Origin of the sequence: Lentisalinibacter orientalis, from assembly GCF_040706535.1 — a bacterium.
In the GTDB taxonomy this organism is placed as follows: domain Bacteria; phylum Pseudomonadota; class Gammaproteobacteria; order Steroidobacterales; family Woeseiaceae; genus Lentisalinibacter; species Lentisalinibacter orientalis.
On sequence record NZ_JAPDRJ010000001.1, the window covers coordinates 283,585 to 298,243 of the forward strand.

Sequence of the window (14,659 nt, forward strand, 5' to 3'; positions counted from 1 at the left end):
ATCCGGACGCAGAGTATACCGATCCCGCCGTCGGCGGTATGGACGGCATCGACGCCAGGGCGTCACGGGACCTTACCGCAAAACGGGGGTTTTCGAATCACGCCCAGCCACGGAGACTCCTTCAAATGAAATCGGGAAAACTTTTCGGACTCCTCGCCGCCTCCCTCGCCTGCGCCTCCGCCGGCATCGCAACGGCAGACCTGCGCGACGGCAATCTCTCCGAGCACATGCACGAGCACTGGGAGCGCATCACCGAGATCCAGGCCGCACTGATCCGCGGCGACCTCGCCGCCGTGCGCGAGCCGGCGGAATACCTGGCCACGCACCCCACGCCGGCGGCGCTGCCCGGCCAGTGGGAGGAATACGTGGACTCCATGCGCGCGGCGGCACGAGCCGCCGTCGAAGCGAAGGACTTCACCGCCGCGGCCACGGCGACGAGCCTCATGGGCAATGCCTGCGGCAGCTGCCACTTGGACAACGGCATCGAGGTGGGCTTCGACATCTCCGACCCGCCGGGTTTCGAGACGGACACGGTCTCCCACATGGCCCGCCACCAGTGGGCGGCCGACCGCATGTGGGAAGGCATCGTCGGCCCCTCGGAGGTGGCCTGGTCCAGGGGCATCGACGCGATGCTGGAGGCCCCGCTCACGCCCCACGAACTGAAGGGCGGCGCCGATCAGCCGGAGGACGTCAAGAGGATGGCGCGGCGTGTCCACCAGCTGGCCGGCAACGGCATGATGGCGAGCGACGGCAACGAGAAAGCGGAGATCTACGCCGAGTTCCTGGCCAACTGCGCCGCCTGCCACACCACCCTCAAATAGGCAAATAGGTGGAAATAGGTGCCGGACCGAACTTTTGCAACTTTTGAACCTTTTGCTGCGGCCGGACAAGGCCGGTAGGCGTCCGCGCAACGGGTGAGCAGGAAGACCTTCCTGCAGCGCTTCGTCCAGGGCATGGAACCCTGGGTGTTCCTCCCGGCCGCGGCGGTGGTCATCCTGTTCGTCGTCCTGGGGGCGGTGTGGACGGACACCACCCGCGACCTTTTCGGCGCGCTGCAGAACGCCATCGTCGAGAAGCTCGGCTGGTTCTACATCCTCTCGGCCACGACGCTGCTCGGCTTCGTGCTCTGGCTCCTGGTCAGCCCCTACGGCCGGGTCCGTCTCGGCGGCGACGAGGCGAAGCCGGAATTCGGCTATCTCGCCTGGTTCAGCATGCTGCTCGCCGCGGGGATGGGCATAGGCATCGTGTTCTTCGGTGCCGCCGAGCCCGTACTTCATTATCTGGATCCGCCGGGCATGGAAGGGGGCACGCCGGAGGCACTGCGCGAGGCGATGCGCTTCACCTTTTATCACTGGGGCCTGCACCCCTGGGCGATCTACACGACCCTCGCCCTGCCGCTCGCCTATTTCCACTTCCGCCATAACCTGCCGCTGGCGCCCCGCTCGCTGCTCTACCCGCTGATCGGCGATCGCATCTACGGCGGCATCGGCCACGCGGTGGACGTGCTGTGCACCGTGGGGACGCTGTTCGGCGTGGCGACCTCGCTCGGCCTCGGGGCCATCCAGGTCAACGCGGGGCTCGAGCGTCTGTTCGGGCTGCCTCAGGGCATCGGCTCCCAGCTCGCGCTGATCGGCGGGATCACGCTGGTGGCCACCATCAGCGTGGTCTCCGGCCTGAATCGGGGGATCCGGTTCCTGAGCCAGTTCAACATCGGGCTGTCGGCGGCGATCTTCGCTTTCGTGCTGCTGGCCGGACCCACGGTGTATATCCTGGAGCTGTTCCTGGAGGGGCTGGGTTACTACCTGCAGAAGCTGCCGGCGACGAGCTTCCACACCGAGCCGGGGTCGACGGACGGCTGGCACGAGCAGTGGACGCTGTTCTACTGGAGCTGGTGGATCTCCTGGTCGCCGTTCGTCGGCATCTTCGTCGCCCGCATCTCGAAGGGACGCACGCTGCGGGAGTTCATCCTCACGGCGCTGCTGGTGCCGAGCCTGGGCAGCTTCCTGTGGTTCTCCGCGCTGGGCGGAACCGCGCTGCACATGGAGATATTCGGCAGCGGCGGCATCACCGAGGCGGTGCAGGAGAACGAGGCCTTCGCGCTGTTCGCCGTGCTGGAGGCGCTGCCCTGGCACGAGGTCACCTGGGCCGCGGCGACGCTGCTGGTGATCGTGTTCTTCGTCACCTCGTCGGACTCCGGTTCGTTCGTGGACGACATGGTGACCTCGGGCGGCCACCCGAACCCGCCGAAGGCCCAGCGGGTGTTCTGGGCGGTATCGGAAGGGACGGTTGCGGCGGTGCTGCTCTACGCCGGCGGGCTGACGGCGTTGCGCACGGCGTCACTCACTACCGGCATTCCCATCGCCATCTTTCTGCTGGTGGCGGCGTACGGATTGCAGCGGGCGCTGCGGTCGGAGGAGTAGGTGGAGTAGGTGCCGGACCGAACTTTTGCAACTTTCTGAACTTGTTTGGGGTTTTGATCGGGAAAGGGGAGTTTTAGAGCAGGCAGGACGGGCGCCGACGCGCTAGCTTTCACGGGCAGCGACCGAGGATGCCCGATGACCCGACCACGGCGACTCCACGTGCCCGGCAGCCTGTACCACGTCATCCTGCGGGGCAATAACCGGCAGGAGATCTTCTTCTCTCCGGCCGATCGCATCTATCTCGACCAGCTGGTCGGGCGAGCCACCGCAAGCCTGGAAGCGGAGGTGCACGCCTATTGCTGGATGCCCAACCACATCCACATGGCGATCCGGGTTGGCGAGGCGCCGCTCGGCCGGCTCATGCAGTGGATCGCTTCGCGCTACGCCTTCCGCGTCAACCGTCAGCGCGAGGCGACCGGCCATCTCTTCGAGCGCCGCTACCGTGCGCTGCTGGTGGACGTGGATGCCTACACGCTGCAGCTGGTCCGCTATATCCACCTGAACCCGGTCAAGGCCGGCCTCGTCCGGGATCCGGCGGACTTTCCCTGGAGCAGCCACCGCTACTACCTCGGCGAGGATGCGCCAGCCTGGCTGCGGACCGACTGGATACTCGCGATGTTCGGACGCCGCCGGATCCCGGCGCGCGCCGCCTATCGGCGCTTCGTCGGCGTCGATCCTGACGCGGAGTTGCCGGAGGAGCTCCTGGCGGGCGACCCGGACGACGAACGGCTGACCGGCGCGGATCGGCTGCTGTCGGAGCCGAAGGACTCCGTCGACACCAGGCTCGCCTGTGGCGATCTCGACAGCCTGATCGCCGCCGCCGCGGAGCGTCACGGCTACGAGGTGGCCGCGATCACGGGACCCAGCCGGGAGCGCCGCCTCGTGCGCGTGCGCCGTGAGATCGCCCGACAGGCGCGGGACGGCGGCGTCGCCAGCGTCGCCGAGATCGCCCGACGCCTCAATCGGTCCGACTCGGCCGTCGCCCGGTTGCTGAGGGGCTGAGGGCACGGCAACAAGTTGGAAAAGTTGCAAAAGTTCGGTCCGGCACCTCAAAGCGTTTCGGTTTGCCGCAATCGTCAGGCCCTCCGTTATCCTCTAATGTGTCAACTTGAGTTGGCATAGTGATTGTCATGCTTGACTGACATTCGGGGTAAACAGGCAAACGGATGCTGAGCATTCCACTCTCCCGCCCGGCCGAGCCGCGCGCGGACGCAACCGCGCCCGGGGCCATGATCGGCCCGAACGCGGTGCTGCAGACCCTGCGTGCCATCGCCGAGCTGGAAGGCACGGCCTGCTACGAGGCCGTCGCTCGCGGCGCCGCGCTCCCGGCCACCGACCCCGACCACATGATCCCGGAGGCCCTGTTCATCCGGCTGGTCGAGAGCCTGCGCCGCACGCTGCCCTGGGCGCGCTCCGAAGCCGTGCTGCGACTGGCCGGCGAATACACCGCCGACTACGTTGCCGCCAACCGCATCCCGCAGTTCTTCCGGCGGCTGCTGCACGCACTGCCGCCCAGGCTGGCCGTGCCGCTGCTGCTGGCCGCGTTCCGCCGCCACGCCTGGACGTTCGCGGGCGGCGGCCGCTTCGACACCGCCGGCGGCCACCCCGCCGACATCATCCTCAAGAGCTGCCCCACCTGCCGCACCGCCCCTGAGGCGACGGCGGCCGGCGCGTATTACGAAGCTGCCTTCCAGGGCCTGCTGCGGCTCGCGGCCGACCGGGTCCGGGTACACGAGACGGCCTGCGAGGCCTGCGGCGACCCCTGCTGCCGCTTTTCCATCGAGATCGAGGGCGCGAGCGCCCGCGGAGAGTAACCATGCGTATCGTGCTGATCCACCCCAACTACCATTCCGGCGGCGCCGAGATCGCCGGCAACTGGCCGCCCGCCTGGGTCGCCTACCTGGCCGGGGCGCTGAAGAAGCACGGCTACACGGACATCCACTTCATCGACGCCATGACCGGACACCTGGACGACGAGGCCCTGCGTGCGCGTCTGGCACAGATCGGGTCGGCCGATCTCGTCGGTTGCACCTGTATTACCCCGAGCATTTATCAGGCCGAAAAAACCCTCGAGATCGCCCGATCCGTCTTCCCCGACGCCGTCACGGTGCTCGGCGGCATCCACGCCACCTTCATGTACGAGCAGGTGCTGAAGGAAGCCCCGCACATCGACGTCATCGCCCGCGGCGAGGGCGAAGAGGTGCTCGTGAACCTGGTCCAGGCCGTCGAGAACGGCTCCCTGGAACGCGACCGGCGCAGCATCCGCGGCATCGCCTTCGCCGACGGCGACGAGATCGTGGCTACGCCGGCCCATCCGCCGATCAAGAAGCTGGACGACCTCGAGCCCGACTGGAGCCTGCTCGAGTGGGATGACTACATCTACCTGCCGCTGGGCAAGCGGGTCGCCATCCCGAACTTCGCCCGGGGCTGCCCGTTCACCTGCTCGTTCTGCTCCCAGTGGAAGTTCTGGCGCTCCTACCGCATGCGCTCGCCGAAGAACTTCGTCGACGAGATCGAGAAGCTGGTGCGCGACCACGACATCGGCTTCTTCATCCTCGCGGACGAGGAGCCCACCATCAACCGGCAGAAGTTCATCGACCTGTGCCAGGAACTCATCGACCGGGACCTGGGCATCGAGTGGGGCATCAACACCCGCGTCACCGACATCCTGCGCGACGAGGACATGCTGCCGCTGTACCGCAAAGCCGGCCTCGTACACGTCTCTCTCGGCACGGAGGCCTCCGCCCAGCTGAACCTGGAGCGCTTCCGCAAGGAGACCACCGTCGCGGAGAACAAGCGCGCCATCAAACTGCTGCGCGACAACGGCATGGTGGCCGAGGCCCAGTTCATCATCGGGCTGGAGAACGAGACGGCCGAGAGCATCGAGGACACCTACAAGTGGGCCATGGACTGGGACTGCGACATGGCCAACTGGATCATGTACACGCCCTGGCCGTTCTCGGATCTCTTCGAGGAACTCGGCGACAAGGTGGAGGTGCGCGACTACGCCCGCTACAACTTCGTCACCCCCATCATGAAGCCGGAGGCGATGACCCGCAGCGAAGTGTTCAACGGGGTCATGAAGAACTACCGCCGCTTCTACATGCGCAAGAGCCTGTTCAGCTACCCGTGGCTGAAGGACAAGTACAAGCGCAAGTACATGCTCGGCTGCCTGAAGGCGGCGATGAAGTCCGGCTTCGAGCGCCGCTTCTACGACCTGGGGCGCATCAACTACCGGGGCCAGAAGGAGATCGACTTCAAGTTCGACCAGTCCCGGGTGCTCACGAAAGAGGAGCTGGCGCTGGCCGAGAGCAGCCGCCAGCGGGTGGGCAGCAGCTACCAGCAGGCCATGGGGACCAAGGGCGCCGCGGCACTGGCCTGCGGCGGCGGCCCGGCGACGAATGGCAAGAACGGGCACAACGGCAACGGCGCGGACCCGCTGACGGCCGACGTGCTCACCTACTCGCCGAAGGAAGACGAGATCGTGGACCCGGCGGCCCTCCTGGGCGAGGCCCCCATCGACGAGTTCTTCGACCCCCGCGGCTTCGCGAAACAGCGTTCCCGGGCAAAGCGGCTCTCAGCCGTGAAATAGTGAAATAGGTGCCGGACCGAACTTTTGCAACTTTCGCAACTTGTTGAGGCCCGGGCTGCAACACCCCCGGCGGCGACAGGCCGGCGTGGCGGGTGATTACAACTCCAGCGTCACCCGCTTCACCCCCCGCTCCTCCAGCTTCGGCGCGATGCGGAAACCGAGTGCCTTGCAGATGTGCAGCATGACCTTGTTGTCGTTCAAGACATCGCCGCCCAGCTTCCGGATGCCAACGCTGCGCGCGTAGTCGATCAGGCGCTCCATCAGGTAGACGCCGAGTCCCTGACCGGTCATCTCGTGGTGCACGATGATCGCGAAGTCGGCGTGCTCCCTGTCCGGGTCGGCGAACAGCCGGGCTACCCCGTATATGGGCGTCTTCCCGGCGATACCCGGTTCGGTCAGCGCGAGCGCCATCTCCCGGTCGTAGTCCAGCTGGGTGAAGCGCGCGGCCATCATGTGGGTGAGCACCTTGATGGGCGCGTGGAACCGCAACCGGAGCTCCTCGGCGTTCAGGGTCTCGAACACCCGGTGCAACGACGGCTCGTCCTCGGGCATGATCGGGCGCAGCAGCAGCTTGCGGCCGTCCGAGAGTTCCACCTCCTCCTCCAGCGACTTCGGATACGGCAGGATGGCCAGGCGATCCCGCGCGTCGCGCTCCTCGCGCTGCAGGCGCATCCGGGCATCCAGCGCCACCACGCCGTCGGCATCGGCCAGCAGCGGATTGATGTCCAGCTCCGCGATCTCGGCAAAGTCCGCCACCAGCTGGGCCACCTGCAGGAGCACCGTGCCGATCGCCTCCAGATCGGCGGCCGCGTGGTTGCGGTACCCGCACAGCAGCCGCCAGACCCGGGTGCGCTCCATCACGCGCTTGGCCAGGCGCATGTTCATCGGCGGCAGGCCAATGGCCGTATCGGCGATGGTCTCGGCCGCCACGCCGCCGTGGCCGAACAGTATCACCGGCCCGAACTGCGCGTCCTCCGTCGCGCCCACCAGCAACTCGAAGGCGTCGGGCCGCGACACCATGGGCTCCACCACGAACCCGTCCACCCGTGCCTCCGGCCGCTGCGACTCCACCCGCCGCAGCATCGAGCGGGCGGCCTCCAGCACGGCCGTCTCCCCCTCCAGGTCCAGGGCCACGCCGTCCACGTCGCTCTTGTGCACGATGTCCGGCGACTGGATCTTCAGCACCACCGCGCAGTCCAGTTCCGCCGCCCGCGCCGCCGCCGCCTCCGGCGTCGCCACGCTCACGGCCTCCACCACCGGGATGTCGTAGGCGCGTAGCAGCGCCTTCGCCTCGACCTCCGGCAACCACTCCCGGCCCTCGGCGAGAGCCGCATCGATGATCTTCCGCGCGGCCTCCGTATCCTGGGTGAAGCGCCGCGGCACGCTCGGCGGCGTCTCCATCAGCGAGCGCTGGTTGCGGTCGTAGTTGACGAGGTACATGAAGCCCTTCACCGCCCGCTCGGGCGTCGAGAACGTCGGGACACCGGCCTCGGCGCAGATCTCCCGCGGCTCCCCGGCAGAAACCTCGCCCACGAAGCTCGTCAGGAGCAGCGGATGGTCATGCGCCTCCCAGGTCGAAACCACCCGCTCCGCGACATCCCGGCCCGAGATCACGGCCGTTGGACAGTTCAGCACCAGGGTCGCGTCCACGCCGGGATCCTTCAGCACGATGTCCAGCGCCCGGCCGTAGCGCTCGCCGTCCGCGTCGCCGATGACGTCCACCGGGTTGCCCCGGGACCAGGTGGCCGGCAGCACCTCGTCCAGCGCCGCCAGCGACTCCTCGGACAATTCGGCCAGCTCGCCGCCCTGCCCGATCAGCTCGTCGGTGGCCATCACGCCCACCCCGCCCCCGTTGGTCACGATGCAGAGTCTCTCGCCGCGCACCCGCTGCACCCGGCTCAGGATCTCGGTGGCACCGAACAGCTCGCTGAGCTCGTCCACTCGCAGCAGTCCCGCGCGGCGGAACGCGGCATCGTAGACGTCGTCGGAGCCCGCCAGCGCGCCGGTGTGGCTGGCCGCCGCCTTGGCGCTGGCCTCGTAGCGCCCCGCCTTCACCACGATGACCGGCTTCATGCGCGCCGCGGCCCGCGCCGCCGACATGAACTTGCGGGCGTGGGTGATGGCCTCGACGTAGAGCAGGATGGCGGTGGTGTCTTTCTGGTTGGCCAGGTAATCCAGCATGTCGCCGAAGTCGACGTCGGCCGCGCCGCCCAGCGACACCAGGTGGGAGAAACCGATGCCCCGCGCCTGAGCCCAGTCGATCACCGAGGTCACCACCGCCCCGGACTGGGTGACGAAGGCGAGCTTGCCGGGCTCCGGCCGCAGGTGGGCGAAGCTCGCATTCAGCCCGTGGCCGGGCACGACGGCGCCCAGGCAATTGGGCCCCAGCACGCGCAGCAGGTGTGGCCGCGCGGCGTCCAGCATCCGCTGCTGCAGCTCGCGCCCCTCGTCTCCCAGTTCGCCGAACCCGGCCGTGATCACGATGGCGGCCCGGGTTCCCGCGCTGCCGAGCTCCTCGACGATGCCCGGCACAGTCTCCGGCGGCGTGGCGATCACCGCCAGGTCCGGCGCTTCGGGAAGGTCGGCAACACTCGCCCAGACCTTCTGCTCCAGCAGCCGATCCCGGTGGGGATTGACGAAATACACCGGCCCCTCGAATCCCGAGCCGAGGAGATTGCGGGCGATGACATGGCCGATCTTGCCGTCCTCGCCGCTGGCGCCGATCAGCGCGACGGAACGCGGCTCGAACAGGTAGTCGAGGTTGCGGATGGTCACGGCTACTTCCTGAAGCCATGGGCCTGATGCCAATGGTAACCGCTGCACGGCCGGAAATCCGGTACCGGTGGGCCGGATAGGCGCAACTGCGTATTGATGTTGCCGCACCGCCGACGGACGATGAAATGGTCAATGGAGATGACGCATGCCCTGGCCCGTCATCCACAAGCGGCTCGAAGGGCGGCAGCCACCGCCGATCGTCACGGACTACGATGCAGAGCGGCACGCTTTCTCCTGGTGCGAGGCCTGTGACGCATTGCACGGCCTGCCCGGCGGCGGGGTCAACATCGCCTACGAGTGTCTGGACCGGCACGTGCTGGAAGGACAGGGCGAGCGGACGGCACTGCGCTTCATCGGTCGGGACTGGCAGCGCCGGGACTACAGCTACCGCGACCTCTGTGAACTGAGTCACCGCTTCGCGGCAGGGCTGGACGCCCTCGGCGTGGCGCGCGGCGACGCGGTGTTCTCGCTGCTCGGCCGCTGCCCGGAACTCTACGTGACCGTCCTCGGCACCCTGCAGGGCGGGCGCGTGTTCTGTCCGCTGTTCTCGGCCTTCGGCCCGGAGCCGGTGCATTCGCGACTCAGCCGCGGCGCCGGCAAGGTGCTGGTCACCACCGAGCGGCTCTACCGGCGCAAGGTCGCGTCCATCCGCGGCGAGCTGCCCGGCCTCGCGCACGTCATCCTGATCGACGGCGGCGAGCATCCCCCGGAAGGCACCATGAGCCTCGCCGCCTTCATGCCCGCGGCTGCCGCCGACCACCGCACCGAACTCACCGATGCGGACGAGGTGGCCCTGCTGCACTTCACCAGCGGCACCACCGGCCCGCCGAAGGGCGCGCTGCACGTGCATGGCGCCGTGGCCGCGCATCACGTCACCGGCCGCTATGCCCTCGACTTCCATGCCGGCGACGTCTACTGGTGCACCGCGGACCCGGGCTGGGTGACCGGCATCTCCTACGGCGTGATCTCGCCGCTCACCAACGGCGTGACCGTCGTCGTGGACGAAGAAGAGCTGGAGCCGGCCCGCTGGTACCGCATCATCGAGGAGGAGCGGGTCACCATCTGGTACACCGCGCCCACCGCCATCCGCATCCTCATGCGCTACGGGGAGGAGCCGATGGCGGGCAGGGACCTCTCGTCGCTGCGTCATCTCGCCAGCGTGGGGGAGCCCCTCAATCCGGAGGCGGTGGTCTGGAGCCGGGATGCCTTCGGCACGCCCTTCCACGACAACTGGTGGCAGACGGAGACCGGCGGCATCATGATCGCCAACCTGCCCTGCCTGGATATCCGTCCCGGCTCCATGGGCAAGCCGCTGCCCGGCATCGAGGCCGCGATCGCGCGGCGCGAGGAGGAAGGGGGCGTCGCGGTCCTGCACGATCCCGACACCGAGGGCGAACTCGCGCTGCGCAAGGGGTGGCCGTCCATGTTCCGCGGCTATCTCGGCCAGCGGGAGCGCTACGAGCGCTGCTTCGCCGACGGCTGGTATCTCAGCGGCGACCTGGCCCGCCAGGATACCGACGGCTATTTCTGGTTCGTCGGCCGCGGCGACGACGTCATCAAGTCCGCCGGCCACCTCATCAGCCCGTTCGAGGTGGAGAGCGTACTCATGGAACACGATGCCGTCTCCGAGGCGGCGGTGATTGGCGTTCCGGACGAGATCGCCATGGAGGTGGTGAAGGCGTTCGTGCGCCTCGCGCCGGGCCGTACCGCCGACGACGCCCTGGTGCGCGAGCTGCTGGGCTACGCCCGCAAGCGGCTCGGCGCCGCGGTGGCGCCGCGCGCCATCGACGTGGTGGACACCATCCCGAAGACCCGCAGCGGCAAGATCATGCGCCGGCTGCTGAAGGCGCGGGAACTCGGCCTGCCGGAGGGCGACACCTCCACGCTGGAAGCCGAGGACCGAACCGGGGACCTGGCCGATGAATGAGCCGAAGACGCAGCCGATGACGCGGCCGATGACACCCGGCCGGGAAGAAGCGCTGGCCCTGCTCAGGGAGATGATCCGCATCCGCCGCTTCGAGGAGCGGGCCGCGGCGCTGTACACGCAGATGAAGATCCGCGGCTTCCTGCACCTCTACGACGGCGAGGAGGCCGTGGCGGCGGGCGTGATGCCGAACCTGCGGGCCGGCGACGCCATCGTGGCCACCTATCGGGAGCACGGCCATGCCATCGCCCGCGGCATCTCCATGGGCGAGGTGATGGCCGAGCTCTACGGCTGCCGGGAAGGCGTGAGCCGGGGCCGCGGCGGTTCCATGCACCTCTACAGCGCCGGCAAACGGCTCTACGGCGGCAACGCCATCGTCGGCGGCGGCCTGCCGCTGGCCGTGGGGCTCGCACTCGCCGACCGCATGCTCGGCCGGGATTCGGTCACCGCGTGCTTCTTCGGCGAGGGCGCCGTGGCAGAGGGCGAGTTCCACGAGTCGATGAACCTTGCCGCGCTGTGGAAACTGCCCGTGCTGTTCGTCTGCGAGAACAACCTCTATGCCATGGGCACGGCACTCGAGCGCTCGGAGTCCGTGCAGGACATCGCCGCCAAGGCCGCCTCCTACGGCGTACCCGCCCGCGCGATCGACGGCATGGTTGTGGAGGCCGTGCTGGCTGCCGCCGGCGAGGCCGCCGCGCTCGTTCGCTCCGGGGCGGGGCCGTGCTTCCTGGAATGCCGCAGCTACCGCTTCCGCGCCCACTCGATGTTCGATGCCCAGCTCTATCGGGACAAGTCCGAGGTGGAGCGCTGGCGGGAACGCTGCCCCATCGTCACTTACACCGCGGTACTCCGTGAGCGCGGACACCTGGACGACGGGACGCTGGAGCGCATCGAGCGCGAGGTGGCCGCCGAGGTGGAGGCGGCCGTGGACTTCGCCGAACAGGGCACCCTGGAGCCGGTGGAGCAGCTGGCCGATAACGTCTACGCGAGCCTCTGAGCGAAAGACAAAGAGCGAGAGACGATGAGCGAGAGGCGATGAGCGAGAGGCGATGAACGGGACGAGGAAGATCACCTACCGGGAGGCCGTCCGCGAGGCCATACGGGAAGCGCTGATCGCCGACGAGCGGGTGTTTCTCATGGGCGAGGACGTGGGCCGCTACGGCGGCTGCTACGCGGTCAGCAAGGGCCTGCTGGAGGAGTTCGGCGAGGAGCGCATCCGGGATACGCCGCTGTCGGAGTCCGCCTTCGTGGGCGCCGGCATCGGCGCCGCCCTCGGCGGGATGCGGCCCATCGTCGAGATCATGACGGTGAACTTCAGCCTGCTGGCGCTGGACCAGATCATGAACAACGCGGCGACCATCCGGCACATGTCCGGCGGCCAGTTCGAGATCCCGCTGGTGATCCGCATGGCCACCGGCGCCGGCCGCCAGCTCGCCGCCCAGCACTCCCACAGCCTGGAGGGCTGGTATGCCCACATCCCGGGCCTGCGCATCGTCACACCCGCCACGCTGGAAGACGCCCGCGGCATGCTGGCGACCGCACTCGCCTGCCCGGACCCGGTGCTGATCTTCGAGAACGCCAACCTCTACAACCGGGAGGGTGAGCTGGCGGCGGACGCGGGCGCCACGGACATCGACCGGGCCGTGGTGCGCCGTGAAGGCGACAGCATTGCGCTCATCACCTACGGCGGCAGCCTGTACAAGACCCTGGAGGCGGCGGACACGCTGGCGGGCGAAGGCATCGAGGCGACGGTGATCGACCTCCGCACCCTGCGGCCGCTGGACGACGAGACCCTCATGACGGCCGTGCGGCGCACCCGCCGGGCGGTGATCGTCGACGAGGGCTGGCGCACCGGCAGCCTGGCCGCCGAGGTGGGCATGCGAATCATGGAGCAGGCGTTCTTCGACCTGGATGCGCCCGTCGCACGGGTCTGCTCCGAGGAGGTCCCGATCCCCTACCCGAAACACCTGGAGGATGCCGCCATCCCCCAGCCGGAGAAGATCGTGGCAGCGGCACGGAGGTTGATGGGCAATGGGTAAGTTCCGGATGCCGTCGCTCGGCGCGGACATGGAGAAAGGCACGCTGGTCTCCTGGGAGGTGTCGCCCGGCGACCCCATCGAGCGCGGCGACGTCATCGCCGTGGTGGAGACCGACAAGGGCGCCATCGACGTCGAGTGCCACCAGAGCGGGACGGTGCGGGAGTTCCTGGTGGAGCCCGGGACGGAGGCCGCCGTCGGCACGCCGCTGGCGATCATCGACGTGGCGGGTGAGGAGCCGGGCGAACCCGGCGAACCCGGCGACTCGGGCGAACCGGCCATCGAGCCGCGTGCAACGCCGCCGGCATCCTCGGCCGAAGCCGGCGCGGCCGTCACTCCGGCGGCCGAAGAGGCACATCGGCGCGTACGCATCTCCCCGGCCGCTCGCCGGCGCGCCGGGGAGCTGGGCATCGACCCGGCCACGGTCCACGGCACCGGCGTGCAGGGCAGCGTGACGGTGGAGGACGTCGAGCAGGCCGCCGGCGCCTCGCCGGCCGGCGAGGGGGAGGAGGGCCCCGAACCCATGCGCCGCGCGATCGCCAGCGCCATGAGCCGGGCCAACCGGGAGATACCCCACTACTATCTCGGCAGCACCATCGACTTCGAGGCCGCCGCACGGTGGCTGGACGAGTACAACCGGGACCGGACGCCGGACCGGCAACTGATCGCACCGGCGCTGCTGCTGAAGGCGGTCGCGGTCTCGGTACTGCAGGTGCCGGAGCTGAACGGGCGCTGGAAAGACGGCGAGTTCCACCCGGCGGCATCGGTGGACCTCGGTGTCGCCATCGCGCTGCGCCACGGCGGCGGCCTGGTGGCGCCCGCCATCGCGGCCGCGGAGACCCTGCCGCTCGGCGAGCTCATGCGCCATTTCCGCGAGCTGGTGATGCGGGCGCGCACCGGCCGGCTGCGCAGCTCGGAGATCACCGCCGGCACCCTCACCGTCACGAGCCTCGGGGACCGGGCCGTCGACTGGGTCTACCCGATTATCCAGCCGCCCCAGGCAGCCATGGTAGGCTTCGGTCAGCTGACGAAGCGCCCCCGGGTCGACGGCGACGCCGTGGTGGCCCGCCGGACGATCACCGCAACGCTGGCGGGCGATCACCGGGTCAGCGACGGCCGCCGGGGCGCGTTATTCCTGGAGAAGCTGGCCGCATGCCTGCAGTCACCGGAGCAGCTATGAACGAGCAGGAACTCAGCAGGACCGTTCTGGAGGTCCTGACCGGCATCGCCCCGGAAGCGGCCGAAGTGGAACTGGATCCGCTGGTGAGCTTCCGCGATCAGCTCGACTTCGACTCCATGGATTTCCTGAACTTCGCCATCGGCCTGCACGAGACCCTGGGCGTGGACATCCCGCCCCGTGACTATCCGCGGCTGGCCACGCTCGCCAGCGCCGTCAAGTACCTGCAGACGCGTGTGGGCGAATAGCCGCCCCGCCCGATATACTCTGCCCGGCAAACCAGGAGCCCCGCATGGTCCCTTTCCTTTCCCTGTGCGCACGCGACGTCATGAGCCCGGACCCGGTCACCGTGGACCCTTCGCTCACCCTCGCCGAACTGCGCCGGCGCTTCGAGGAGACCCACTTCGGCTCGTTCCCCGTGGTGGCCAACGACGTGCTCGTGGGCATGGTCAGCGAGTTCGACCTGCTGGAGGCCTGCCTGCTGCGACCGACCTCCATGATCCCCCACTTCGACGAGATCCTGGCCATGCCGGTGAGCGCCGTCATGACGAAGAACTGCGTGAGCGTCGCCCCGGACGAGCCGCTCAGTCACGTGCTGGAGAAGATGGTGCCGCGCCGGCTGAAGGCCGTGCCGGTCGTGGACGGCGACCGGGTCGTCGGCATCATCGCGCGCACGGATCTGCTCGTCGGACTCCACGAGCGGGTGAAGGAGTCCGGCGACAAGGCCTGAGACCC

General features: G+C 68.7%; 12 protein-coding genes. 11 read left to right on the forward strand and 1 reads right to left on the reverse strand.

Translation table 11 applies throughout. The features are described 5' to 3' along the window. Positions 1-125 precede the first annotated feature (125 nt). The 5 genes from ACJMK0_RS01150 to bchE all read left to right on the forward strand — a co-directional run bounded on the left by ACJMK0_RS01150 (position 126) and on the right by bchE (position 6,012). The gene (locus tag ACJMK0_RS01150) at positions 126-821 is read left to right on the forward strand and encodes a hypothetical protein (protein ID WP_405234979.1); all 696 of its coding nucleotides are present in this window, start codon (positions 126-128) and stop codon (positions 819-821) included. Positions 822-914: 93 nt separating this feature from the next. Then, positions 915-2,420, forward strand: coding sequence for a BCCT family transporter (locus tag ACJMK0_RS01155; RefSeq protein WP_405234980.1), 1,506 nt, complete (start codon positions 915-917; stop codon positions 2,418-2,420). 135 nt (positions 2,421-2,555) lie between these two features. Next, entirely contained in the window at positions 2,556-3,422 is an 867-nt protein-coding gene (locus ACJMK0_RS01160; protein WP_405234981.1) for a transposase, read from the forward strand. A 164-nt stretch (positions 3,423-3,586) separates the two neighbouring features. Beyond that, positions 3,587-4,234 (forward strand): bacteriochlorophyll 4-vinyl reductase, encoded by a 648-nt coding sequence (gene bchJ / locus ACJMK0_RS01165; RefSeq protein ID WP_405234982.1) that lies wholly within the window; start codon positions 3,587-3,589, stop codon positions 4,232-4,234. Between the two features lie 2 nt (positions 4,235-4,236). After that, complete coding sequence (gene bchE / locus ACJMK0_RS01170) at positions 4,237-6,012, forward strand: magnesium-protoporphyrin IX monomethyl ester anaerobic oxidative cyclase (RefSeq protein ID WP_405234983.1); 1,776 nt, start codon at positions 4,237-4,239, stop codon at positions 6,010-6,012. 96 nt (positions 6,013-6,108) lie between these two features. Here bchE and ACJMK0_RS01175 read toward each other — a convergent pair whose 3' ends face one another. Beyond that, positions 6,109-8,787, reverse strand: coding sequence for a bifunctional acetate--CoA ligase family protein/GNAT family N-acetyltransferase (locus ACJMK0_RS01175; protein WP_405234984.1), 2,679 nt, complete (start codon positions 8,785-8,787; stop codon positions 6,109-6,111). 145 nt (positions 8,788-8,932) lie between these two features. Between ACJMK0_RS01175 and acsA the strand changes: the two genes are divergently transcribed. From acsA to ACJMK0_RS01205, 6 genes are read left to right on the forward strand one after another with little or no spacing between them, the layout of a single operon-like run. Continuing rightward, complete coding sequence (gene acsA / locus ACJMK0_RS01180; protein WP_405234985.1) at positions 8,933-10,714, forward strand: acetate--CoA ligase; 1,782 nt, start codon at positions 8,933-8,935, stop codon at positions 10,712-10,714. Beyond that, positions 10,707-11,708: a pyruvate dehydrogenase (acetyl-transferring) E1 component subunit alpha gene (gene pdhA / locus ACJMK0_RS01185; protein WP_405234986.1), complete on the forward strand. Its 1,002-nt coding sequence runs from the start codon at positions 10,707-10,709 to the stop codon at positions 11,706-11,708. The genes acsA and pdhA overlap by 8 nt, the downstream gene beginning before the upstream one ends. Before the next feature lie 52 nt (positions 11,709-11,760). Then, entirely contained in the window at positions 11,761-12,750 is a 990-nt protein-coding gene (locus ACJMK0_RS01190) for an alpha-ketoacid dehydrogenase subunit beta (RefSeq protein ID WP_405234987.1), read from the forward strand. Beyond that, entirely contained in the window at positions 12,743-13,927 is a 1,185-nt protein-coding gene (locus ACJMK0_RS01195; RefSeq protein ID WP_405234988.1) for a dihydrolipoamide acetyltransferase family protein, read from the forward strand. The genes ACJMK0_RS01190 and ACJMK0_RS01195 overlap by 8 nt, the downstream gene beginning before the upstream one ends. Beyond that, positions 13,924-14,172 (forward strand): acyl carrier protein, encoded by a 249-nt coding sequence (locus tag ACJMK0_RS01200; protein WP_405226360.1) that lies wholly within the window; start codon positions 13,924-13,926, stop codon positions 14,170-14,172. Before ACJMK0_RS01195 ends, ACJMK0_RS01200 begins: the two co-directional genes overlap by 4 nt. Before the next feature lie 44 nt (positions 14,173-14,216). Beyond that, a complete protein-coding gene (locus ACJMK0_RS01205; RefSeq protein WP_405234989.1) occupies positions 14,217-14,654 on the forward strand; it encodes a CBS domain-containing protein in 438 nt (145 codons plus the stop codon). Positions 14,655-14,659 lie beyond the last annotated feature (5 nt).